Source organism: Rubellimicrobium rubrum, assembly GCF_006152115.1.
Classification (GTDB): domain Bacteria; phylum Pseudomonadota; class Alphaproteobacteria; order Rhodobacterales; family Rhodobacteraceae; genus Rubellimicrobium; species Rubellimicrobium rubrum.
The window spans coordinates 114,222-135,876 of record NZ_VDFU01000001.1; the positions used below are offsets into that span (position 1 = coordinate 114,222).

General features: G+C 65.3%; 24 protein-coding genes. 9 read left to right on the forward strand and 15 right to left on the reverse strand.

All coding sequences use genetic code 11. The features are described 5' to 3' along the window. Nucleotides 1-137: 137 nt before the first annotated feature. Nucleotides 138-785, reverse strand: coding sequence for a biotin transporter BioY (locus FHG66_RS00580; RefSeq protein ID WP_176556068.1), 648 nt, complete (start codon nt 783-785; stop codon nt 138-140). A gap of 63 nt (nt 786-848) precedes the next feature. Next, entirely contained in the window at nt 849-1,265 is a 417-nt protein-coding gene (locus tag FHG66_RS00585; RefSeq protein ID WP_139074612.1) for a DUF6314 family protein, read from the reverse strand. Between the two features lie 107 nt (nt 1,266-1,372). Here FHG66_RS00585 and purB point away from each other — a divergent pair, with 107 nt between their 5' ends. After that, nucleotides 1,373-2,680, forward strand: coding sequence for an adenylosuccinate lyase (gene purB / locus FHG66_RS00590; protein ID WP_139074613.1), 1,308 nt, complete (start codon nt 1,373-1,375; stop codon nt 2,678-2,680). 56 nt (nt 2,681-2,736) lie between these two features. Here the strand turns inward: purB and FHG66_RS00595 are convergent, their stop codons facing one another. After that, on the reverse strand, nt 2,737-3,381 hold the full coding sequence (locus FHG66_RS00595) for a helix-turn-helix transcriptional regulator (protein WP_246082406.1): 645 nt from the start codon (nt 3,379-3,381) through the stop codon (nt 2,737-2,739). A 119-nt stretch (nt 3,382-3,500) separates the two neighbouring features. Here FHG66_RS00595 and FHG66_RS00600 point away from each other — a divergent pair, with 119 nt between their 5' ends. From FHG66_RS00600 to FHG66_RS00615, 4 genes are all read left to right on the forward strand, one after another. Beyond that, nucleotides 3,501-3,986: an autoinducer binding domain-containing protein gene (locus FHG66_RS00600; RefSeq protein WP_139074617.1), complete on the forward strand. Its 486-nt coding sequence runs from the start codon at nt 3,501-3,503 to the stop codon at nt 3,984-3,986. Nucleotides 3,987-4,103: 117 nt separating this feature from the next. Then, complete coding sequence (locus FHG66_RS22570; protein WP_281282897.1) at nt 4,104-4,214, forward strand: chitin-binding domain-containing protein; 111 nt, start codon at nt 4,104-4,106, stop codon at nt 4,212-4,214. 85 nt (nt 4,215-4,299) lie between these two features. Continuing rightward, nucleotides 4,300-5,337 carry a FliG C-terminal domain-containing protein gene (locus FHG66_RS00610; RefSeq protein ID WP_246082407.1) on the forward strand — a complete coding sequence of 346 codons (1,038 nt, stop codon included), beginning with the start codon at nt 4,300-4,302 and terminating at the stop codon, nt 5,335-5,337. A gap of 76 nt (nt 5,338-5,413) precedes the next feature. Continuing rightward, the gene (locus FHG66_RS00615; RefSeq protein WP_139074623.1) at nt 5,414-6,316 is read left to right on the forward strand and encodes a lysophospholipid acyltransferase family protein; all 903 of its coding nucleotides are present in this window, start codon (nt 5,414-5,416) and stop codon (nt 6,314-6,316) included. On the opposite strand, the gene FHG66_RS00620 is transcribed toward FHG66_RS00615, so the two are convergent. Further along, nucleotides 6,310-7,002 (reverse strand): DUF1223 domain-containing protein, encoded by a 693-nt coding sequence (locus FHG66_RS00620; protein ID WP_246082408.1) that lies wholly within the window; start codon nt 7,000-7,002, stop codon nt 6,310-6,312. The genes FHG66_RS00615 and FHG66_RS00620 overlap by 7 nt on opposite strands. Nucleotides 7,003-7,235: 233 nt before the next feature. On the opposite strand from FHG66_RS00620, the gene acnA reads away from it, so the two are divergent. Next, complete coding sequence (acnA, locus tag FHG66_RS00625) at nt 7,236-9,929, forward strand: aconitate hydratase AcnA (RefSeq protein ID WP_139074627.1); 2,694 nt, start codon at nt 7,236-7,238, stop codon at nt 9,927-9,929. A 136-nt stretch (nt 9,930-10,065) separates the two neighbouring features. After that, nucleotides 10,066-10,398: a TM2 domain-containing protein gene (locus tag FHG66_RS00630; RefSeq protein WP_139074629.1), complete on the forward strand. Its 333-nt coding sequence runs from the start codon at nt 10,066-10,068 to the stop codon at nt 10,396-10,398. An 18-nt stretch (nt 10,399-10,416) separates the two neighbouring features. Here FHG66_RS00630 and FHG66_RS00635 read toward each other — a convergent pair whose 3' ends face one another. From FHG66_RS00635 to yajC, 10 genes are all read right to left on the reverse strand, one after another. Next, nucleotides 10,417-11,781, reverse strand: coding sequence for a phosphohexomutase domain-containing protein (locus tag FHG66_RS00635; RefSeq protein ID WP_139074631.1), 1,365 nt, complete (start codon nt 11,779-11,781; stop codon nt 10,417-10,419). Then, a complete protein-coding gene (locus tag FHG66_RS00640; protein WP_139074633.1) occupies nt 11,778-12,320 on the reverse strand; it encodes a DsbE family thiol:disulfide interchange protein in 543 nt (180 codons plus the stop codon). Before FHG66_RS00640 ends, FHG66_RS00635 begins: the two co-directional genes overlap by 4 nt. Next, nucleotides 12,313-12,465, reverse strand: a complete 153-nt coding sequence (ccmD, locus tag FHG66_RS00645; protein WP_139074635.1) for a heme exporter protein CcmD — start codon at nt 12,463-12,465, stop codon at nt 12,313-12,315. Before ccmD ends, FHG66_RS00640 begins: the two co-directional genes overlap by 8 nt. Beyond that, the gene (gene ccmC, locus FHG66_RS00650) at nt 12,462-13,196 is read right to left on the reverse strand and encodes a heme ABC transporter permease CcmC (RefSeq protein WP_139074637.1); all 735 of its coding nucleotides are present in this window, start codon (nt 13,194-13,196) and stop codon (nt 12,462-12,464) included. Before ccmC ends, ccmD begins: the two co-directional genes overlap by 4 nt. A gap of 42 nt (nt 13,197-13,238) precedes the next feature. Continuing rightward, nucleotides 13,239-13,895 (reverse strand): heme exporter protein CcmB, encoded by a 657-nt coding sequence (gene ccmB, locus FHG66_RS00655; protein WP_139074639.1) that lies wholly within the window; start codon nt 13,893-13,895, stop codon nt 13,239-13,241. 64 nt (nt 13,896-13,959) lie between these two features. Beyond that, nucleotides 13,960-14,577: a heme ABC exporter ATP-binding protein CcmA gene (gene ccmA, locus FHG66_RS00660; protein ID WP_139074641.1), complete on the reverse strand. Its 618-nt coding sequence runs from the start codon at nt 14,575-14,577 to the stop codon at nt 13,960-13,962. After that, nucleotides 14,574-14,930 carry an Mth938-like domain-containing protein gene (locus FHG66_RS00665; protein ID WP_139074642.1) on the reverse strand — a complete coding sequence of 119 codons (357 nt, stop codon included), beginning with the start codon at nt 14,928-14,930 and terminating at the stop codon, nt 14,574-14,576. The genes ccmA and FHG66_RS00665 overlap by 4 nt, the downstream gene beginning before the upstream one ends. A gap of 3 nt (nt 14,931-14,933) precedes the next feature. Beyond that, entirely contained in the window at nt 14,934-15,905 is a 972-nt protein-coding gene (gene secF / locus FHG66_RS00670) for a protein translocase subunit SecF (RefSeq protein ID WP_139074644.1), read from the reverse strand. A 10-nt stretch (nt 15,906-15,915) separates the two neighbouring features. Next, nucleotides 15,916-17,577: a protein translocase subunit SecD gene (gene secD / locus FHG66_RS00675; RefSeq protein WP_139074646.1), complete on the reverse strand. Its 1,662-nt coding sequence runs from the start codon at nt 17,575-17,577 to the stop codon at nt 15,916-15,918. Nucleotide 17,578: 1 nt separating this feature from the next. Continuing rightward, complete coding sequence (gene yajC / locus FHG66_RS00680; protein WP_139074648.1) at nt 17,579-17,863, reverse strand: preprotein translocase subunit YajC; 285 nt, start codon at nt 17,861-17,863, stop codon at nt 17,579-17,581. A gap of 206 nt (nt 17,864-18,069) precedes the next feature. Between yajC and serS the strand changes: the two genes are divergently transcribed. Continuing rightward, nucleotides 18,070-19,362, forward strand: coding sequence for a serine--tRNA ligase (serS, locus tag FHG66_RS00685; RefSeq protein WP_139074650.1), 1,293 nt, complete (start codon nt 18,070-18,072; stop codon nt 19,360-19,362). A gap of 63 nt (nt 19,363-19,425) precedes the next feature. After that, complete coding sequence (locus tag FHG66_RS00690) at nt 19,426-20,127, forward strand: hypothetical protein (RefSeq protein ID WP_139074652.1); 702 nt, start codon at nt 19,426-19,428, stop codon at nt 20,125-20,127. On the opposite strand, the gene der is transcribed toward FHG66_RS00690, so the two are convergent. Then, a complete protein-coding gene (gene der, locus FHG66_RS00695) occupies nt 20,124-21,611 on the reverse strand; it encodes a ribosome biogenesis GTPase Der (RefSeq protein ID WP_139074653.1) in 1,488 nt (495 codons plus the stop codon). The genes FHG66_RS00690 and der overlap by 4 nt on opposite strands. Between the last annotated feature and the right edge of the window lie 44 nt (nt 21,612-21,655).

Here is a 21,655-nt window from a genome sequence, read left to right on the forward strand (position 1 = left end):
GTTTCGCTAGGAGTTCTAAAGATGGTCGGAGTTGGAGCGGGCGAGGGGCGCCGTGGCTCCCGTCGGGCTTCAAACGCAAACGGCCGGGGATGACCCGGCCGTTCGACACAGTTCTGTAAGACGCGATCCCTGCCGCGTCAGCCCCGTGTGGAGCCCAGGAGCTTCCAGGCGCTGGGAAGTAGGAGAGCCGCGAGGGCGAGCTTCATGGCATCTCCCACAAGATACGGCGTCACGCCCCACACCATCGTCTGGTCCCAGACGCTGGCATAAGCTGCGGGGTCGAAGGCGCCCGCCGCGATGACGTGTTGAATCCAGGCGACACCCGGCAGGTAGATCGCGACATTGCCCAGCAGCATCGCCAAGGCCATCCAGCCCATGGAGCGATCCCATCCCCGCCGTGCCAACGCGCCGAGAAGCACGGTCGCCAAGACATAGCCCACGAGGTACCCGCCCGAAGCGCCCATCATGTAACTCAGGCCGTTGTTCTCGGCCGAGGAGCTGGCGAAGATGTCGGCGCCAAGCGCCCCCAGGATCATGTAACCCAGGATGGTCACAAGGCCGAGCCGGGGTCCGTAAGCCGCACCGATGGAGAGCACCGCAAAGGTTCCAAGGTTGACCGGCACGGGCGAAGGCGGCACGGGCAATTTGATCTGGGCCGCAAGGGTCAGCGCGGCAATGCCCAGGGCCACGAACATCGCCTGCCGTGCGAGCCGGGCGGCGCCGTCATTTCGGCTTCCCACCTCGACCAGGACGGGCCAGTCCGCTTCCGTCATCACTTGGGCCATTCGAAAGGCTCCTCCTTAACCTGCCGGGATCTTGTGACGTATGGACACCGCACGCGCAAGCGTTCAACCGAGGCGGTAGGTCGTCACCATCCGATAGTCCTTGGCCGGACCGGTGACCACCCATTCAGCCTCCCACTCGGGCCATCTGCCGAAATCATAGGTCACGCGGTAAAGGTCGGCGCCACACGGATGGTCCGTGCCAGGCCCGCGCCCCTCGGGCCGGAAGCGGTGAAACGGGCGGTCATCGGTGAAACGTACCTCGATACCATCGGCCAAGGAAAGCCAGAGATATCGACGTTCCGCTGCAAGGATCGGGCCCTGCGCCATACGCAATCGGCCGACCTCGTGATAAACGAGCCCCTCGCCCTGCGGGACAAAGTTGGCCGTCCCGGAAAACTCGCCCCGGACAACACCGCGACGGTCGTCGATAGCGCGCGAGACGATCCAACGGGTTCCGGTAAAGTCAGCCAAGGTCAGCATTGTGGGGCGGGGTTTAGCCCGACACCATGGCTGTTCGCAATCAACGGTGTTGTGGCGAACCCTGGCCCGCCCTACAGGGCGCGCACCCCTGTCACCTGAGGCCTGCCATGATCCCCCGCTATTCCCGCCCCGAAATGGTCGCCATCTGGTCCCCCGAGACCCGCTTCCGCATCTGGTTCGAGATCGAGGCTCATGCCTGCGACGCCCAAGCCGAGTTGGGGGTGATTCCGAGAGCCAACGCCGAGGCTGTCTGGCGGGCCAAGGACGTGCCGTTCGACGTGGCCCGGATCGACGAGATCGAGGCCGTGACCAAGCACGACGTGATCGCCTTCCTGACCCATCTGGGCGAGATCATAGGCCAGGACGAAGCGCGCTTCGTTCATCAGGGTATGACGTCCTCGGACGTGCTCGACACCTGCCTGAACGTCCAGTTGACCCGGGCAACGGATCTACTGCTCAAGGGCCTCGACCGGGTCTGCGACGCGCTCAAGGCCCGCGCCTTCGAGCACAGGATGACCCCGCGCATCGGCCGGTCGCATGGCATCCATGCCGAACCGACGACCCTGGGCCTCACGCTTGCGCGCTTCTACGCCGAGATGGACCGCAACCGGGTTCGCCTGCGGCGCGCGCGGGAGGAGATCGCGACAGGGGCCATCTCCGGCGCGGTCGGCACCTTCGCCAACATCGACCCCTATGTGGAGGACCATGTCTGCCGCATGATGGGCCTCACCCCGGAGCCTGTCTCCACCCAGGTCATTCCGCGCGACCGCCACGCGATGTTCTTCGCCACGTTGGGCGTCATTGCCTCGTCCATCGAGAATGTCGCCATCGAGATCCGCCACATGCAACGGACCGAGGTCCTGGAAGCCGAGGAGTACTTCAGCCCCGGCCAGAAAGGATCCTCGGCCATGCCGCACAAGCGCAACCCGGTCCTGACCGAGAACCTGACCGGCCTTGCCCGCCTTGTCCGCAGCGCTGTCACGCCCGCAATGGAGAACGTCGCGCTTTGGCACGAACGCGACATCAGTCATTCCTCCGTGGAGCGCGCCATTGCACCGGACGCCACGGTGACGCTGGATTTTGCGCTTCATCGGCTGGCCGGAGTCATCGAAAAGCTAGTGGTCTATCCCGAGAACATGCTCGCCAACATGAACCGCTTCCGCGGCCTCGTGATGAGCCAGCGGGTTTTGCTGGCACTGACTCAGGCCGGCGTAAGCCGCGAGGACGCCTACCGACTGGTCCAGCGCAACGCCATGAAGGTTTGGGAGCACGGCGCCGACTTCAAGGCCGAGCTGTTGGCCGACCCGGAGGTCACCGCCGCCCTGCCCCCCTCCGAGATCGAGGAGAAGTTCGACCTTGGCTACCATCTCAAGCACGTGGACACGATCTTTGACCGTGTCTTCGGGCAGACCTAGGAACCTTCACGGCCATGAGCGCGGCCGGGGCTGCCTCCCCGCGAATGGTCGGGCCCCTAGATCAAGCCAAAGGACGACGCACGCGAGATCGCCTCGGCTCCGGTCTTGGCCTCCAGCTTGATCCGGGCGTTCTTCAGCCGCTGCTTCACGGCTCCTTCGGTGACCCCCAGCAGATAGGCGATCTGCTTGAGGCGCTGACCTTCCTTAATCAAGCGAAGGGCCTCCAGCTCTGCGGCGGTCAGGTTCCGGGGCGGACAGAGCGCTTCGTGGCGCGCGCAGACGAACGCATGCAGCAACTCCATCTCGCCTTCCGTGAATTCCCGGTCCGACCGGGCGAAGGTGCCGAAGCTGCGCTGGCCGCCGGGCCCATCGTCAAGGACCGACACGGCCGCTCCGAAGACGAGGCCATGGTCGCGCGCCGCCCTGAGAACCTCGCGCGGGTCGTCCATCGGCATCTCGCTCCACCGCGAGAAGCCACGATCGGAGTAGATCCATCGGATCACCGGATCGGAGAGCATGAAGCCGCTGCGGGTGTAGTGGTCGACCCAGGCGCGCGGCAGTTCATTAACCTCTTCCATGGGGAAGACGAACCCGACACGCAGCGCCAGAAAATAACCGACGGGTGCAAGTCCGGCGAGATCAAGAGTTGGTTCGGGGAGGTTGGCCCTTCCTCCTCCACCCTGGGGCCGGGGCGAAGTCATAGGGCGGCTCGTCCTGCTGCCTGACCGATCGACAAACATCCATTCTGTCCCACACACTGCGGCCAAGCATACGTCCTCCCTCATTGCGAGAGCAACTCGAAAGCCGATACAACCTTCTCATGAATACATCGATCGACATCCCCGCCGAACTGGCAGAACTGAAGATCATCGCTCCGGCCGGATTTGCCGTAGCCTTGCATGTGCACTTCACGACGCCGGCGTACCTATTCCAGACTTACCCGACCAAGTGGATCGAGGAATATGGGCGGGATGGACTGGTCATGCAGGACCCTGTCGTGGCCTGGAGTTTCGCCAACACCGGGACCATTGCTTGGAAAGCTCTGGCCCCATCGGACCGGGCGGGCGTGCTGGCCCGCGCAGCTGCCCATGGCCTGAACCACGGCATCGGTGTCAGCCTGATCGAGCGGGACAGCCGTTCGGTGGCCTTCTTCGCGCGGACGGATCGGGCGTTCTCCCCTGACGAAGTAGCCCGGATCGAGGCAGGGGTTGCCACTCTTCATGACGCCACCGATCCGGACCAGCCACTCGGCCCGGAGGCCCGCGAAGGCCTCCGCCGCCTGTCGGTGGCCTTCACCCATCCGTGAGAACACAGACGAGCGTTGGTCAGTCAATGGCATCGTGCTATTTTCGGCTGGCCATTCATAAGGGAGTTTCCGACCATGAAACGTCTCGTGCTTGCCTTGGCTCTTATCGCTTCGCCTATGTCGGCTTGGGCCCAGTGTTCGTCCCACGATCGGCAGGCCATGTCCTGCACAGAGGGCACCACCTGGGATCAGGACCGCAACGCCTGTGTGCCGATCGTTACCGGCTGACGTCGGGTACCGCGCGGACGTCAACCGAATCCTAACCGGTCTGGGGTGATCGTGGCGAGGTCAACGCGCCAGGATGATCAGCCCCATGACCTTTGCTTTCGACGCCGCGCGGCTCGACAGACGGCGAAAGGCCGCCATAATCGTCCGCTTCCTTCTCTCGGACGGGCTGCGGCCGCCGATTGCCTCCCTGCCCGAGGACACCCAGGTCGAACTCACCCGAGAGATCGGGAAGCTGAGCGTCGTGGATCGCAACACATTGGACGCCGTGATCTCTGAGTTCGCGGACGAACTGGAAGGCGTGGGCCTTGCCGCGCCACCCGGAGAGGATGCGGCCCTCGAAGCCATGTCGAGCCATATCAGCCCGACGGCTATGGCGCGGCTCAGGGCCGAAGCCGCGCTACGCGCCGGGGCTGATCCCTGGGGTGCGGTGGCCTCCCTGGGCAGCACCGAACTGGCCGGCCTTTTCTCGCGGGAAAGCGTCGAGGTCGCGGCGGTGACCCTGTCCAAGCTCCCGGTCGCCAAAGCGGCCGAGGTGCTGAGCAAACTGCCTGGGGAACAGGCGCGCCGGATCACCTATGCCGTCTCGCGCACGAGCAAGATCGCCCCCGACGCGGTCCAGCGAATCGGACGGGCCTTGGCCGAGGAATATTGCGCCGCGTCGGCTCCGGCCTTCCCGCAACCCGCCGGGGAACGGCTGGGCGCCATCCTCAACTCCTCCCAGCCAACCACCCGGGACGAAGTTCTTGGGGGACTGGACGTTCAGGACAGCGTCTTTGCCGCTGAGGTGCGGAAGGCGATCTTCACCTTCTCTCACCTGTCGAAACGCCTCAAGGCGGCGGACGTGCCAAAGATCATGCGGCTCGTCGATACCCGGATGGCGGCCCTGGCCTTGGCCTCCGCGGCCAAGGGCAAGGAGGACGAGGTCGCCGCGGCCGAGTTCATCCTGTCCAGCCTGCCCCAGCGCTTGGCCGACACCCTTCGGGAAGAGATGCAGGGACTGGAACGGATCAAGCCGGCCGAGGCAGAGGCCGCGCAGGCGGCGGTCGTGAACGTCGTTCGCGAACGTGCAGCCTTGGGCGAGATTGAACTCGAAACCGAGGAGGACGGCGACGGCGGAGCATGACAGGTTGCTGGAACCGCTGTCCTTGGCTTTGCACGAGGTCTCACCTATGGGTTCGCGACAGCCCTGGCCCGGTGCGATGACCCAGTCCGCCCCCTCTTCTGCCCCCATCGACGTGTCGATGATCGATCGCATCGTGGACGCGGCCCTGCGGGGCGCCATCAGGACCGCCTTGGCCCTGCCCTACGCGCGACGCGTAGCCTTCATGGGCGCGATCGCCCGTGGTGTGGCCGGACCTGTAGCGGGCTACCGCGCTCGGGCCTTGAGCAATCTAGCGTCGATCCACCCGGACTGGCCCGAGGCACGGCGCCGGGTCATCGCGCGCGATGTGCTCGACAACTTCGGGCGCACGCTGATCGAGAACTACTCCTGGCGCGAGTTCGGCGCCCGACTTGCGCAGACACCGATCGAAGGGGGCGGGCTGCCCCATCTGGAGGCGGCCCGAGCAGAAGGGCGTCCGGTGATCTTCGTGACCGGCCATTTCGGCAACCACGAGGCCCCCCGTCACGCGCTGACTGGACGGGGCTACCAGATCGGCGGCCTTTACCGCCCGGCCAACAATCCCTTGGTGAATGCCCATTACGCTTCCACGATGACCGACGTCTCGGGCCCCGTCTTTCCCAAAGGCCGCAAAGGGACCATGGGCTTCGTGCGTCACATCGCAGCCGGTGGCATGGCGACCATCCTGTTCGATCTTCACGCTCGCGACGGGGTGCCTATTCCCTTTCTTGGACGACCCGCCCTGACCGCCACCACGGCGGCCGACCTCGCGCTCCGCTACGATGCCCTCCTGGTGCCCTACTGGGGGATCCGCCAACCCGACGGCCTGTCCTTCCAGATCGTTGTCGAGGAGCCCATTCCGCCATCATCACCCCGCGCGATGATGGAGGACGCAACGCGGCGGCTGGAGATCCGGGTCACGGCGCATCCGGAGCAATGGTTCTGGGTCCATCGACGCTGGAAAGGCGTCGGCTCTCAGTGATCTACCTGAACCGCAGCACGGATCTGGCCAGGCCCAGGTTCTTGAAGGATGATGACCGCGGGTTGCGAGCCCTCGATGGACAGCGTCATCGACAGATCTTCGGCGCCATCCCAGGTGCCGACCGTCTCCCAGGAGGTGACGATGTTGTGGTAGGCCATCGTCAGGCCCGCGTTCTCTCCCGCAGTGATGACGACCTCGTCCTCGGGGATGTAGCGGACAAGTTGCACCTCAAGTGGCTGAGTCAGCGGCACCGCGCCCGCTTCAATACGCAGGCCACTCTCCTCCCGCGCAACGTGGAGTTCCACCGGGGTGGTCGCGTCGGCATGCGCGTGGACCCGTTCCATCACACCCATCGCGTCCCCGCCGACCACGCGATCCAGTCCATTGACGATGATCTGGGGGGTATAAACCATCTGCTCCCCCGCGACCAAGGCATAGGCCTCCTGCCGCTTGGTGTGCCCGGGCGCGGCAAAGCTGTCCGGCCAGCCGATGTAGTCCCAGTAGTCCACATGAAGCGACAGGGCGATCACGCCATCCATCCGGGCCATGTCGGCCAGGATCGCGTCGGCCGGGGGACAGGAGGAACACCCCTGCGATGTGAAGAGTTCAACCACGACGGGAAGCTTTGCTTCGGCAGAGGTCAGGCTGGGTGCCAGGGTCGTCACGAGGGCGAGGCACGTCGCCATTGCTAGTCGCATTAAAGGTCCGCCTGCCCTCTGGGTGGTGTCCTCGGGCTTACGGGAGGGCCCTGCGCCATGCCAATCAATGAATTGAGAGAGCCCTGCGCGCAAGCCCTCTCGGATGCGCCCTGCGGCGAGCGCGCCACGGCCGGGGGGTTTTCCTGTCCGGTGTGCAATGGTATACAAACGTCAGTCAGCGATGCCTATATGACATCCGCCAGCCCAGAAGGATTCGCCCCATGACCATCTCCGTAGGCCACGACAGCGCCGGCGTGCGCCGCACGCTGACCGTCGGCGGCCAGAACTATGCCTACTATTCCCTGCCGGCAGCGGAAGCCGCAGGCCTGGGCACCTTTTCTCGCCTGCCGGCCTCACTCAAGGTTGTGCTCGAGAATCTGCTGCGCTTCGAGGATGGAGGCTTCTCGGTTTCGCTGGACGATATTCGCGCGTTTGGCGACTGGGTCACCAATGGCGGCCGCACCAGCCGCGAGATCAACTACACTCCGGCCCGCGTGCTGATGCAGGACTTCACCGGCGTGCCCGCCGTGGTGGACCTGGCCGCCATGCGCGACGGCATCAAGGGCCTGGGCGGCGACGCGCAGAAGATCAATCCGCTGAACCCCGTGGACCTCGTCATCGACCACTCGGTCATGATCGACGAGTTCGGCAACCCCCGCGCCTTCCAGATGAACGTGGATCGCGAATACGAGCGGAACCTGGAGCGGTACCAGTTTCTCAAGTGGGGTCAGACCGCCTTCAATAACTTCCGCGTCGTGCCGCCCGGCACTGGGATCTGCCATCAGGTCAACCTGGAGTACCTGGCGCAGGTCGTCTGGACCGACAGCGACCAGAACGGGGAAAAGGTCGCTTATCCCGATACCCTCGTGGGCACCGATTCCCATACGACAATGGTGAATGGCGCGGCCGTGCTGGGTTGGGGCGTTGGCGGTATCGAGGCGGAGGCCGCGATGCTGGGCCAGCCCGTCTCGATGCTGATCCCCGAGGTCGTGGGCTTCAAGCTCACCGGCCGCATGACGGAAGGGACGACCGCGACGGACCTCGTGCTCAAGGTCGTACAGATGCTGCGCAAGCACGGCGTGGTCGGCAAGTTCGTGGAGTTCTACGGCGAGGGCCTTGACCACTTGCCGCTCGCCGACCGAGCGACGATCGGAAACATGGCGCCCGAGTACGGCGCGACCTGCGGCTTCTTCCCCATCGACCAGGAAACCCTGCGCTACCTGCACATGACGGGCCGTGACGAGGAGCGGATCGCCCTGGTGGAAGCCTATGCCAAGGAGAACGGCTTCTGGCGCGGCGCGGACTACGAACCGGTCTACTCCTCGACGCTGCACCTCGACATGGGCGACGTGGTGCCCGCGATCTCGGGCCCGAAGCGCCCGCAGGACCATACCCCCCTCGACGAGGCGTCCGACAGCTTCTTCAAGGTGGTGGCCGACTATCGCAAGGGCGCGCCCGCAAAGGAGGAGGTCGTCGTCGCCGGAGAGGACTACACCATCGGCGACGGGTCGGTAGTGATCGCGTCAATCACCTCCTGCACCAACACGTCCAACCCCTATGTCATGATCGGTGCGGGGCTGGTGGCGCGCAAGGCGCGGGCTCTGGGCCTTAACCGCAAGCCCTGGGTCAAGACCTCGCTGGCCCCCGGCTCTCAGGTGGTGTCCGCCTATCTTGAGGCCGCGGGCCTGCAGGAGGACCTCGACGCCATCGGCTTCAACCTTGTGGGTTATGGCTGCACGACCTGCATCGGCAACTCGGGCCCGCTGCAGCCCGAGATTTCCGAAGCCATCCAGTCGAACGACTTGGTCGCTGTGTCAGTGCTGTCCGGCAACCGCAACTTCGAGGGGCGGATCTCGCCGGACGTGCGGGCAAACTACCTCGCCTCGCCGCCACTCGTGGTGATCTATGCCCTGGCGGGTGACATGGATGTCGACATCACCAAGGACCCGATCGCGCAGACGCCGGACGGCAAGGACGTCTTCCTCGCCGATCTGTGGCCAAGCCAAGCCGAGATCGCCGAACTGGTCGAGAGAACAGTCACCCGCGAGGCGTTCCAATCCAAGTACGCCGACGTCTTCAAGGGCGACCACCGTTGGCAGGCGGTCGAGGTCTCGGGCGGGGAAACCTACGACTGGCCCCCGACCTCGACCTACATCCAGAACCCGCCCTACTTCACGGGCATGGGTCGCGAGAAAGGGACGATCGGCAACCTCCTCCAGGCGCGCGTGCTTGCCGTGCTGGGCGACATGGTGACGACCGATCACATTTCGCCCGCAGGCTCCTTCAAGGACACGACCCCCGCCGGACAGTATCTGGTCGAGCGTCAGGTCCCGGTGCGGGAATTCAACTCCTACGGCTCGCGCCGCGGCAACCACGAGGTGATGATGCGCGGCACCTTCGCCAACATCCGCATCCGCAACGAGATGCTGGACGGCGTGGAAGGTGGCTACACGCTTGGGCCCAATGGAGATCAGGTCGCGATCTACGACGCCGCAATGGAATATCAGGCCACCAACACGCCGCTGGTGATCTTCGCCGGTCAGGAATACGGGGCGGGATCGTCACGTGACTGGGCCGCAAAAGGAACGGCGCTTCTTGGCGTCAAGGCCGTGATTGCCGAATCGTTCGAGCGCATCCACCGCTCGAACCTCGTGGGCATGGGCGTAATTCCGTTCGAGTTCACCGAAGGTATGACCCGCAAGGACCTGAACCTGAAGGGAGACGAGAAGGTGTCGATCGGCGGCCTCGACACGGTCACGCCGCGCATGCTGGTTCCTGCAATCATCGAATACGCGGACGGCACCCGCCGCGACCTGACCCTACGCTGCCGGATCGATACGGCCGTGGAGATCGAGTACGTCGAGAATGGCGGCGTCCTGCACTACGTGCTCCGCAATCTGGCGAAGGCTGCCTAGGAGAATAACTTCTAATTGAAACGGGGGGACGCGATGGCGTTCCCCCGCTTTTCATCGGACCGGCATGATCCCGGCCCAACTCCGCCATGGTCGTGCCCGTTCCTGCCGAAAGATGTGCAACCAACGGAGTCACGACATGGTGCTTTCCACCCAACAGCAGATGCTGATCGAGCAGCGATTGCAGAACGACAAGAAGAGCACCGGCGCGACCTATGCGCTGTGGTTCTTCGTAGGCTTCCTGGGTGGGCACCGCTTTTACCTGGGCCGAACCGGCTCCGCCGTCGCTCAACTCGTCCTGACGGTCCTTGGGTGGCTCACGCTCGTCTTGGGCATTGGGCTGGTATTCCTGCTCGCGGTGGGCGTCTGGGTTCTTGTCGACGCCTTTCTGATTCCCGGCATGATCGAGGCTGACACTGCAGCCAAGCGCACCCGGATCAGCATGGATGTCGGCCTGACGACCTCCGCCTGAAGCCATCCGCTGCGGAGGTCAGCCGACCAGCAAGGCGCTGACCTCTGCGACCTTGGCTTCCAGAAGCCCTCGGTCTCCGCGGGTCTCGATGTTCAGGCGCAACAGCGCTTCCGTGTTCGACATGCGCACATTGGCGCGCCAGTCACCCATGTCGATCGACAGCCCATCCAGCCGGTCAACGGACTTGGCCTGTCCGCCATAGGCAGCCTCGAAACGAGCCAGTGCCCCCGCCGGATCAGGGAGCGCAAAGTTGATCTCGCCCGAGGACGGAAACCGGGTGCGCAGGTCATCCACCAGCGCCGAAAGCGGTTCGTGCTGACGGGCCATCAACCCCGCCACAAGGAGCCAGGGGATCATGCCCGAATCGCAGTAGGCAAAGTCTCGAAAATAGTGGTGCGCGGACATTTCCCCGCCGTAGGGCGCGTCGTGCTCGCGCAGCGCCGCCTTGAGGTGGGCATGGCCCGTCCGACACAGGATGGACCGCCCGCCCGCTTCCTCGACTAGGGCCTGGGTGGCCCAGATCACGCGGGGCTCGTGCACGATAGGCGCTCCGGGCTCCTTGGCCAGAAAAGCCCGGGCCAGCAAAGCCACCACATACTCGCCGTCAATGAAGCCGCCGTCTTCGTCGAACAGAAAGCAGCGGTCGAAATCGCCATCCCAGACCACGCCCATGTCGGCCTTAGCCTCGCGCACGGCCGCTTCGGACCTGGCGCGGTTCTCGGGCAGGAGCGGGTTGGGGATCCCGTGCGGAAACGTCGGGTCGGGCTCGTGGTCGAGGCGGACGAACTCGAAGGGTACGGCGCACTCGGCTAGCTGGGCCGCGATGGCGTCGAAGGTTGGCCCTGCGGCGCCGTTGCCGGCATTCACGAGAATTCGAAGGGGCCGCAGGCCTTGGGGATCCAAGTACGAGGCCACATGCGCTGCATAGGCGGGCCTCAGATCGACCCCGGCCCAGGTGCCCCGGCCGCTGGACGAACCGAAGCTGTTGGCCACCACGAGGTCGTGGATCTCGCTCAGGCCTGTGTCCCAGGCAATCGGGCGCGCGCCCTCGCGGACAATCTTCAAACCGTTCCAGTCGATGGGATTGTGCGACGCCGTCACCATGAGGCCGCCATCGGCGCCCGTGTGCGCCGTCCCGAAATAGACCTCCTCGGTTCCGCAAAGGCCAAGGTCGAGCACGTTGGTGCCCTCGTCACGCAACCCCTCGATCAACGCGGCCTGCAGGGCGGGGCTCGATGGGCGCACGTCACGGCCCACAACGACGGTTTCTGCCCGCGTCACCTGGGCGTAGGCCCGACCGATCCGGTGCATCAGACCTTCGTCCAAGTCGGATCCCAAGCGGCCCCGGATGTCATAGCTCTTGAAGCAGGCGAGTCGGGTCATTCGATCCTTTCGGCCTCGGCCAAGGCCGGGCGCAGTCGCGTTTCCAGAAGGTCAGGCGTCACCGGGTTCGCCATCCGAGCCACGATGGTGCCGTCGCCCGCGACCACAAAGGTCTCGGGCACGCCATAGACCCCCCAGTTCACCGCAGTCCGGCCATCAGGGTCCTGTCCAGTGGCCTCATAGGGATTTCCCAGCTCTTCCAGGAAGGCGGTCGAATGAGCCGGATCATCCTTGTAGGCAATGCCATAGATCGGGATGCCTTCGTCGGCCAGCACCTTGAGGTTCGGGTGCTCCACCCGACACGGGGCACACCAGGACGCGAAGAAGTTGACGAGCTTCACGTTCCCGTCCGCCAGCACGGCAGGATCGAGACCGGGCAGGCCCGGCAGCGGAGCCTCGGCCAATGCGGGCGCGGGCTGTCCAATGAGGGCCGAGGGCAACTCCTGTCCGCCACCCCGCAGCATCCCAGCGGCGAAGAGGCCGGCCAGCGCCGCAAAGGCCACAGGAGGGATCAGAACTAAAGGAGAGATCCTAGCCATCCCGACCCCGCTCGACTCGTTCGACCTCGGCCTTGAGCCGGCGCCAGCGCTGCCAGCTCAGCCCCGTGATGCCCCCGAGCAGCAGAATCGTCACGCCATATGCAGACAGCACCTCAATGGCGTACTTGCCCAGGTCGGGGATCATGCGGTGATCCTTTGCGCTTGACGTTCGAGCGCGCGGAGGCGACGCAGGCGGATCTCGGTGCCCGTACGCATCAGCACCAGACCCAGGAACAACAGCACGAAGCCCGCGATACAGAACAGCAGCGGAAACCAGTAAACGTCCGAGATGTTCTCTTCCGCATCCATCGACAGGGTCGCCCCCTGATGGAGCCCCTGGTTCCAAAAGTTCACGGCATACCGCGATAGCACGGCAAAGACGGACCCCACGAGGCAAAGCACCGAAGTCAGGTCCGCCGCCTGATCGGGATCGGGGATGGCCTCCCACAACGCGATGTAGCCCAGGTAGAACAGGCCCAGGATCAGAAAGGCCGTCAGCCGGGGGTCCCAGGCCCACCAGGTGCCCCACATCGGCTGCCCCCAGACCGCCCCGGTCCACAGCGCGATCAACGTCATGGTTAGTCCTATCGGAGCGGCGGCCTTGGCGGCCAGCGCGCTTACGTGATGACGGCGGATCAGCCAGACCAGCGACGCCACGAGCATCATGGCCCAAGCGTTGATCGCCATCATGGCCGACGGAACATGGACGTAGATGATCTTGACGGTGGACCCGAAACGGTCCGCCTCGGGGGTCAGGAAGAAGCCCCAGACAAGGCCCACGACAAGGCACACCGCCGTCGCGCCAAAGACCCACGGGATCAGCGGCGTCGTCGTCGCGATGAACTTCTTCGGGTTGGCGTATTCCCAGATCGACATGATCGTTCAATAGTCACTGGGGCGCGGCGTCTCAATGCCCTATCATCGGAGGTTGATCCGCAGCGCCGCCCCTGCGGCGAAGGGCAGCAGGGCAAGGCTACCTGCGGTGATGCCCGCAAGCATCAGGATAGGTGTCCCGGCGGCCAGTCCCTCGGCCCCCCGCCGCGCGGCCTCGGCCCCGAAGATGAGCGTCGGCACATAGAGCGGCAGCACCAAGAGCGACAGCAGCAGCCCGCCCCGCCTCAGACCGACCGTCAGGGCCGCTCCGAACGTGCCGATGACCGAAAGCGCGGGCGTGCCAAGAGCCAAGGTCAGCACCAGCCAGCTGAACGCCGGCCGCTCTAGGTTGAGCAGCACGCCAAGCGGAGCGGCGGCCAGCGTCAGTGGCAGCCCGGTCGTCAGCCAGTGCGCAAAAGCCTTGATGAGAGCAACGGCCTCAAGAGGAAGCGGCGACGTGGCGATCAACGACAGCGCGCCATCCTCGTGATCGAGGGCGAACTGGCGGTCCAGAGACAGCAGCGTCGCCAGCAGCGCTGCTACCCATAGAATGCCGGGACCGATGCGCGACAGGATATCGGCTTCGGGACCTACTGCAAATGGAACCAGCACGGTTACAATGAGGAAGAACGCCAAAGAAAGCCCGAAGCCTCCGCCGGCCCGGATCGCCAGTCGCAGATCGCGGACAAGCAGAGCCTTCATGGCGCATCCCTCGTCGTTGGGGAGGAGGCGCGCCGGCCCCGCCAAGAGATGCTGGCAGCATGTCTCACAGGAATGCCGCGTCCGTGCCCTGCTCGGTCCAGGGGTCGGCCCGGAAGCGGGACAGGTCCAGTTCGGGCGCGTCGAGCCCCAGCGGCACATGGGTGGCGATCACCGCCAGACCACCCGCAGCCAGATGCCGGTCCTTGAGCCAAGCCGCGAAGCGCCCCACCGAAGCGGCATCGAGCGAGACCGTGGGCTCGTCCAACAAAAGCACCGGTCGCCCGATCATGCCAAGACGTGCCAGCCCGAGCCGGCGGGACTGTCCGGCCGAAAGAGTGCCGGCCGGCCGTTCGCGAAGGGGCCGGAGATCGAAGTCGTCCAGGACTGCGTCATCGCGGGCCCGGCCATACAGGTCCGACCAGAACCACAGGTTCTCTTGAACTGAGAGCGTGGCCTTTATGCCGTCGGCGTGGCTCGAATAGGCAGCACTTTCGGGGGGAAGGTCGATACGACCGGCCAAAGGAGGCGCCAGCCCCGCCAACACACGGAGCAGGGTCGTCTTGCCGGCGCCATTCGGTCCCCGGAGGATCAGGGCCGCTCCTGGGGTGACAATGAAGGACAGGTTGTCGAGCACCGGCTCGCCGCCCCGAGCGACGGCCAACCCCTCGACCCGGAGGGTCACACCGGCATCAGCGCAAGGCCGACGCGCCGCCCTTCGGACAGGAGCACGTTGAAGGTGCGGCAGGCGGCGGGGGTGGGCATAGGCTCCAGCGCAACGCCGGCGTCCTCCATCACTGCACGGAAGCCCACAGGGAGGTAGGCCATGTCAGCGCCGGTGCCTATGAAGAGAACGTCGAGCCACGCCCCCTCGCCCAGGATCAGCGCCGTGTCCTCGTAGCCGCCCCAGTTCCTCACGCCCGTATCCGGCAGGATGAGCAGCGGACCCTCGAAGACCTGGCCACCCACGCGGAAGAAGCCCGGTCCGTAGCTGTCGATCGGCAGGGCGTCTGGAAAGCGCATCTCGTCGAACTGCATGGCTCAGGCGTCGATGTCGGCGAACTGGTTGGCCGACGCCTTCTTGATGGCATCGCCACGGGGCAGCCCGATCCAGAGCACGATGTTCTTGGCGACATAAACCGACGAGTAGGTGCCAATGAAGACACCGAAGGTCATCGCGAAGATGAATCCGCGGATCACGTCCCCCCCGAAGATGAGGAGCGGGATCAGCGCCAAGAGCGTGGTTCCCGCAGTGATAAGCGTGCGGCTAAGCGTCTCGTTCACGGACAGGTTCATCACCTCCCGCAGCGGCATGGATTTGTACTTGAGCAGGTTCTCCCTCAGCCGGTCGAACACCACCACCGTGTCGTTTACCGAATAGCCCAGGATGGTCAGCAGCGCCGCCACGATGGTCAGGTCGAACTTGAGCTGGAACAGGGAGAACACCCCCGCCGTCACGACCACGTCATGCACCAGCGCGACGATAGTCCCGACCGAGTACTGCCACTCGAAGCGCATCCAGATATAGAGCCCGATCCCGAGGCAGGCTGCCGCGATGGACAGGAACGCTGTACGGACGAGTTCGCCCGAAACCTTCGGGCCGACGGACTCAACCGAAGGAAAGGTGATGGCCGGGTCCACGGCACGGAGCGCGGTCTCGACCACCTCGATCGTTTCGGGGGTCACCGCCTCCACGCCCTCCTGGGCCGCGATGCGGACCTGTGCCACGTGCTGGTCTTCCCGGAAGGTCGGATCGAAGACCTCGGTGATTGTCACGTCGCCCAAGCCCAGGCCGGACAGGGCGTCACGATAGATCCCCACATCGACGGGACTGGTCGATTCGGTGCGGATGGTGGTGCCGCCCTTGAAATCGATTCCGAAGTTGAACCCCATTGTCGCGATCAGGACGAGGGAGGCCACCATGAGGAAACCGGAGAGCCCGAAGGTGATCCACTGGAGGCGGAAGAAGTCGATGTTCGTCTTCTCGGGGGCGAGTCGCAGGCGCCATGCCATAGTCTGGTCCTCACACGGTGATGGTCTTGGGCCTGGTCCGCGCGAACCAGAGGGAGATGAGGACACGCGACACGTAGACACCCGTGATCATGGTCGTGACCACGCCGATCGCCAGCGTTACGGCAAATCCGCGGATCGTCCCCGTCCCCACGAAGAACATGATCGCTGCGATGATGAAGGTCGTCACGTTGGCGTCGAGGATGGCCGAGAAGGCCTTGCCAAAGCCTTCCTGGACCGCCTTGACCGGCGATGCGCCGCGACGCAACTCCTCGCGCATGCGTTCGTAGATCAGCACGTTCGCGTCCACGGCCTGCCCCATCGTCAGCACGATGCCGGCGATGCCGGGCAAGGTCAGCGTGGCGCCCAGCAGCGACAGGAGCGCAAAGATCATGACGATGTTGATGGCAAGGGCCACCACGGCGATCACGCCGAAGATGCCGTAGGACGCAATCATGAACAAGACCACCAGCACGGCGGCGGCATAGGCCGCGGTCTTGCCGGCGTTGATGGAGTCCTCGCCCAGTTCGGGGCCGATCGTCCGCTCTTCCAGGAAGGTCAGTTCGGCCGGCAACGCGCCTGCGCGAAGCAGAATGGCGAGGTTGGTCGATTCCTCGGGCGTGAACTGGCCGGTGATGATGCCGTTGCCGCCGGGAATGGCGCTCTGGATCACCGGGGCCGAGATCACCTCATTGTCGAGGACGATGGCGAAGGGCTCACCGATATGGGCCGACGTGTACTCGCCGAAGGCCAGTGCGCCCTGGGCATTGAACCGGAAGCTCACCGCCGGACGGCCATTCTGGTCGAAGGTCGGCTGGGAGTCGGTCAGTTCCTCGCCCGTTACCACGGCCGCGCGGTCCAGGATGTAGAAGGCGCCGGGCTCGTCGAGCGAGGGCACGAGGATGTTCCCCGGACCGGGATCGGCATTCTCGTTGGTGGTGCGCTGCACCACAGGGTTGAAGGTGAGCTGCGCCGTGGTCCCGATGATGTCCTTGACCTCCTGGGCGGAGCCCACGCCGGGCACCTGCACGAGGATGCGATCGGCCCCTTGCCGCAGGATGGTCGGCTCTCGCGTGCCGACCTCGTCGATACGGCGACGCACGATCTCCAGGGCTTGGCGCACCGTGCGGTCGTCGGTCGCCGTCCGTTCGGCTTCGGACAGATTGACGATCAGGATATCGTTCTGCGCTCGGACCTCGATGTCCGAAGCCCCACCACCGGTCACGGTCGCGACCGGCTGCGCCAGACCACGAACGATCTCCAGCGCGCGGGCGGCCCGGTCCGGGTTCGAAATGCGGATGTGCAGCTCGGCCGGCGGCCCCTCCTCGCGGGTCACGAAGCCTACGGTGTCGCGTTCGGCCGCAAGGGCGTCGCGGATGGTGGGCCATAGCGAGTCCATGCGCGAAGCGTAGACGTCGGCGACCTGCACCTCGGCCAGGAGATGCGCGCCGCCCCGCAGATCAAGACCCAGGTTGATCAGTCCCGACGGAAGCCAGGAGGGCCACTGCCCGGCCTGCGCCTCGAGTTCGGTGGTGCTAAGGCCGGTTTCGATGGAAGCACGGGCGTCGTTGGCCTGCTCCACGCGAGAGTAGAACAGGTTAGGCAGGGCGAGGAGAATAGCCCCGGCGGTCACCAGGGCCACCAGCAGCCTCTGCCAGAGAGGGATGAAGATCATGTCAGGCTTTCGCCGGCTCGGTCTTGCTGAGCACGCTTTGTACGGTGGTGCGGAGGACGCGGACGTTGACGCCAGGGGCGATCTCGACCTCGAGCTCGCCGACCTCCTCCTTGACCTTGGTGACCCGTCCGATGAGCCCGCCCGAGGTGACAACCTGGTCGCCCCGGCGCAGCGCGGCCACCATGGCCTGATGATCCTTGAGCTTCTTCTGCTGCGGACGGATCAGCAGGAAGTACATGATCAGGAAGACGAGGATCAGCGGAACAAGGGAAGCGATGCCTTCCATGACGGTCCTTTGAGTGGCGCAGGGGATAGGGCCCCCGGAAAAGTCGCGGCACCATAGGGGCGGCCCCCCCGCTTGTCCACCGCACCAAGCTGTGAGGGTCGGGTGGTGCGCCAGCAAGACGCGCGTGCAGCCATTGCCGCGCCACCACTTCCCCCCTGGGACGCGATCCGGCATAGGGATCGCGTTCAACCCAGGGGACAAGACCCATGCACGACATCCGCGCCATCCGAGAGAACCCGGCCGCCTTCGACGCCGCGCTGTCCCGGCGCGGGCTGTCTCCGATCTCGCCCATCGTGCTCGCCATCGACGAGGCGCGGCGCGCCCGCATCACCGAAGCAGAGACGGCGCAGGCCGAGCAGAACCGCGCCTCCAAGGAGGTCGGGGCGGCCAAGGCGCGAGGCGACGAGCCCGAATTCGAGCGGCTTCGGGCGCTGGTGGCCGAAAAGAAGGCCGAGATCGCCCGGCTGACCGAGGACGCCAAGGCCAAGGACAAGGAACTGGAGACCCTGCTCCTTCAGGTTCCGAACCTGCCCTACGCCGATGTGCCCGACGGCCAGGACGAGGGCGACAATGTCGAAATCCGCCGCTGGGGTAACCCGCGTAACTTCTCGTTCCAGCCCTTGGAGCATTACGAGATTCCCGCCGCCAAGGCCGGCATGGACTTCGAAACGGCGGCCAAGCTGTCGGGCACACGCTTCGTGGTCCTGTCGGGCGCGATGGCCCGGCTCCAGCGGGCGCTCGCGCAGTTCATGCTGGACCTCCACATCGAGGAGCATGGACTAACGGAGACCTGGACGCCGGTCCTCGTGAAGTCCGACATGATGCTCGGGACCGGGCAGCTTCCCAAGTTTGGCGAGGACTCCTACCAGACCACCAACGGCTGGTGGCTCGTGCCCACGGCCGAGGTGCCCCTGACGAACATCGTGAACGGCGATACGGTCGACGAGGCCAGCTTGCCCCGCCGCTACGTGGCGCACACCCAGTGCTTCCGCTCCGAGGCGGGAAGCGCGGGCCGCGACACCTCGGGCATGCTCCGCCAGCACCAGTTCGAGAAAGTCGAGATGGTGTCGATCACCCGCCCCGAGGACTCGGACGCCGAACACGTCCGCATGACCCGTTGTGCCGAGACGGTGCTGGAGCGGTTGGGCCTGCCCTATCGCACGGTCGTGCTTTGCGCGGGCGACATGGGTTCCGGAGCGCGGCGGACGCATGACCTAGAGGTCTGGCTGCCTGGCCAGAACAAGTACCGCGAGATCAGCTCGGTCTCGACCTGCGGCGACTATCAGGCGCGGCGCATGAACGCGCGCTTCAAGCCCGCCGATGGGGGCAAGCCGCAGTTCGTCCATACCCTGAACGGCTCGGGCCTCGCGGTCGGGCGCACTCTGATCGCCGTGATCGAAAACGGGCAAGAGGAGGACGGTTCCGTGACCCTGCCCGAGGCTCTCCGGCCCTATCTTCGCGGGGCGACGCAGGTCACCTCCATAGGCGAACTGGCCTGAGACGCTGCGGGGTTGTGAATCCCCGCCTTGCATTCACGCACCGAGACGCATGATATCAGGATCATGCGTCCCCTGCCCCTTCTTGTCCTTATTGTCACCCTAGCCTTCGCGGCGATGGGCTACCTCGTTCCCTTCGATGGCTACGATTCGGGTCAGGTCCCGATCCCGCAGGTCGATCCGCCTATCCAACCGGCAGGATGGGCCTTCTCGATCTGGGGGCTGATCTATGCCTGGCTTGCCGTATCGGGGATCTATGGCCTTTGGCGGCGGGCCGACGACCCGGATTGGGACCGCGTGCGAAGCCCTCTGCTGGCCAGCTTGATGCTGGGCACGGGCTGGCTATTCATTGCCAGCACCTCGGCGGTCTGGGCAACAGTCGTGATCTTCCTCATGGCTGGCGCGGCGGTGTCAGCGCTGCTGGGCGCTCCGGCCCGTGATCGCTGGCTGCTGCAGGCGCCTGTCGCGCTCTATGCCGGCTGGCTCACGGCAGCGTCCTTCGTGTCCTTGGGGAGCACGATGGCAGGTTGGGGCGTGCTGACGGGGCCGCTCGGTTGGGCATTCATCGGCCTCCCGCTCGCTCTGGTGACCGCGATGGCCGTCCAAGCCGACCGGCCCCGCGCGCCGGAGTACGGGATCGCGGTGGCCTGGGCGCTGTTCGGGATCGCGGTCAAGAACGGAATGGAACGGCCGGGAGTGACGCTGCTCGCGGTGGCCGGGATCGCGTCGGTGCTGACCGTGGCTTGGGCTGGCCGTCGAACCGCCTAGGCGTCACGCCCCTTCAGATGCTTGGTGAGCGATGTCACCCGAGCTACCTTGCGCCCCTTGAACGGGTTCTTCTCGCTCCGGTCGCGCAGCATCAGGCGGATGGGCGTGCCGTTCAGGTCGAAGGCTGAGCGCAAGCCGTTGACGAGATAGCGTTCGTAGCTCGCGGGGACTTCCTCGGGCAATGAGGTCATGACCACGAAGGCGGGGGGCCGGGTCTTTACCTGGGTCATGTAGCGCATCTTGATCCGCCGCCCGCCCGGGGCCGGGGGCGGGTGAGCCTCGGTCATGCCCATGAGCCAGCGATTGAGTTGCGCGGTCGAGACACGGCGGTTCCAGACCTCGTGTGCCTTCACGACGGCCTCGTGCAGCCGGTCTAGCCCGCGGCCCGTGATGGCGCTGACGGTGACGAGAGGAGCGCCACGAAGCTGCGGCAGCAACCGCTCGAACGCTTCCTTGAGGGCCTGAAGCCGTGCTTCCCGGTCCGTGGCAAGATCCCATTTGTTGACAGCAATGACGACCGCCCGTCCTTCGCGTTCGGCAAGGTCGGCAATCCGAAGATCCTGCTGCTCGAAGGGGATGTCGACATCAAGGAGCACGACCACCACCTCGGCAAAGCGCACCGCCCGCAAACCGTCGGACACAGACAGCTTCTCCAGCTTATCCTGAACCTTGGCGCGCTTGCGCATGCCAGCCGTGTCGAAGATGCGGACGGGGGTTCCCTCCCAGGAGGTCGGGATGGAGATCGCGTCTCGCGTGATCCCCGCCTCGGGTCCGGTCAGCAACCGCTCCTCGCCGAGGATGCGGTTGATCAGCGTGCTCTTGCCCGCGTTAGGGCGGCCCACCACAGCGATCTGGAGCGGACGTTTCTCGGTCGGACGCCAATCCTCGGCGGGCTCGTCCTCGTCGTCCTCGGTTTCCTCGCCGGACCAGCCCAGATCCACATCGGTCTCTGGAGCCTCCTCGGCGGTCTCGGCGTCACGGGCCGCAAAGGCATCGGCGAGCGGCATCAGAGTGCTGAGCAGGTCCTCCATGCCTTCCCCATGCTCGCCCGACATACGGATCGGCTCGCCCAGTCCGAGGGAGAACGCTTCAAGCCAGCCCGATTCGCCCGCCCTGCCCTCGGCCTTGTTGGCGGCCAGGATAACGTGAGCGTTCTTGCGGCGCAGGATGTCGGCAAAGATCTGGTCAGTTGGCGTGACCCCCTGGCGAGCGTCGATCATGAACAGGCAGATATCGGCTTGCTCCACCGCCCGTTCCGTCAGCCGTCGCATCCGGCCTTGGAGCGAATCGTCCGTCGCTTCCTCAAGGCCCGCGCTGTCGATCACGGTGAAGCGAAGCGGCCCTAGCTTGGCCTGGCCTTCGCGAAGGTCGCGCGTGACCCCGGGCTGGTCGTCCACCAACGCGAGCTTTCGGCCCACGAGCCTGTTGAACAGAGTGGACTTGCCCACATTGGGCCGTCCCACGATCGCAAGGGTAAAGGTCATGCGCCCTGGTCTTTCGTTCTGGCGCGCATCGGCCGAAACCCGCG

Excerpts from the sequence above, each read along its gene's own strand:
- FHG66_RS00580 (WP_176556068.1), bottom strand. The coding sequence starts at position 785 with ATGGCCCAAGTGATGACGGAAGCGGACTGGCCCGTCCTGGTCGAGGTG.
- FHG66_RS00585 (WP_139074612.1), bottom strand. The coding sequence starts at position 1,265 with ATGCTGACCTTGGCTGACTTTACCGGAACCCGTTGGATCGTCTCGCGC.
- purB (WP_139074613.1), top strand. The coding sequence starts at position 1,373 with ATGATCCCCCGCTATTCCCGCCCCGAAATGGTCGCCATCTGGTCCCCC.
- FHG66_RS00595 (WP_246082406.1), bottom strand. The coding sequence starts at position 3,381 with ATGACTTCGCCCCGGCCCCAGGGTGGAGGAGGAAGGGCCAACCTCCCC.
- FHG66_RS00600 (WP_139074617.1), top strand. The coding sequence starts at position 3,501 with ATGAATACATCGATCGACATCCCCGCCGAACTGGCAGAACTGAAGATC.
- FHG66_RS22570 (WP_281282897.1), top strand. The coding sequence starts at position 4,104 with ATGTCGGCTTGGGCCCAGTGTTCGTCCCACGATCGGCAGGCCATGTCC.
- FHG66_RS00610 (WP_246082407.1), top strand. The coding sequence starts at position 4,300 with ATGACCTTTGCTTTCGACGCCGCGCGGCTCGACAGACGGCGAAAGGCC.
- FHG66_RS00615 (WP_139074623.1), top strand. The coding sequence starts at position 5,414 with ATGACCCAGTCCGCCCCCTCTTCTGCCCCCATCGACGTGTCGATGATC.
- FHG66_RS00620 (WP_246082408.1), bottom strand. The coding sequence starts at position 7,002 with ATGGCGACGTGCCTCGCCCTCGTGACGACCCTGGCACCCAGCCTGACC.
- acnA (WP_139074627.1), top strand. The coding sequence starts at position 7,236 with ATGACCATCTCCGTAGGCCACGACAGCGCCGGCGTGCGCCGCACGCTG.
- FHG66_RS00630 (WP_139074629.1), top strand. The coding sequence starts at position 10,066 with ATGGTGCTTTCCACCCAACAGCAGATGCTGATCGAGCAGCGATTGCAG.
- FHG66_RS00635 (WP_139074631.1), bottom strand. The coding sequence starts at position 11,781 with ATGACCCGACTCGCCTGCTTCAAGAGCTATGACATCCGGGGCCGCTTG.
- FHG66_RS00640 (WP_139074633.1), bottom strand. The coding sequence starts at position 12,320 with ATGGCTAGGATCTCTCCTTTAGTTCTGATCCCTCCTGTGGCCTTTGCG.
- ccmD (WP_139074635.1), bottom strand. The coding sequence starts at position 12,465 with ATGATCCCCGACCTGGGCAAGTACGCCATTGAGGTGCTGTCTGCATAT.
- ccmC (WP_139074637.1), bottom strand. The coding sequence starts at position 13,196 with ATGTCGATCTGGGAATACGCCAACCCGAAGAAGTTCATCGCGACGACG.
- ccmB (WP_139074639.1), bottom strand. The coding sequence starts at position 13,895 with ATGAAGGCTCTGCTTGTCCGCGATCTGCGACTGGCGATCCGGGCCGGC.
- FHG66_RS00665 (WP_139074642.1), bottom strand. The coding sequence starts at position 14,930 with ATGCAGTTCGACGAGATGCGCTTTCCAGACGCCCTGCCGATCGACAGC.
- secF (WP_139074644.1), bottom strand. The coding sequence starts at position 15,905 with ATGGCATGGCGCCTGCGACTCGCCCCCGAGAAGACGAACATCGACTTC.
- secD (WP_139074646.1), bottom strand. The coding sequence starts at position 17,577 with ATGATCTTCATCCCTCTCTGGCAGAGGCTGCTGGTGGCCCTGGTGACC.
- yajC (WP_139074648.1), bottom strand. The coding sequence starts at position 17,863 with ATGGAAGGCATCGCTTCCCTTGTTCCGCTGATCCTCGTCTTCCTGATC.
- serS (WP_139074650.1), top strand. The coding sequence starts at position 18,070 with ATGCACGACATCCGCGCCATCCGAGAGAACCCGGCCGCCTTCGACGCC.
- FHG66_RS00690 (WP_139074652.1), top strand. The coding sequence starts at position 19,426 with ATGCGTCCCCTGCCCCTTCTTGTCCTTATTGTCACCCTAGCCTTCGCG.
- der (WP_139074653.1), bottom strand. The coding sequence starts at position 21,611 with ATGACCTTTACCCTTGCGATCGTGGGACGGCCCAATGTGGGCAAGTCC.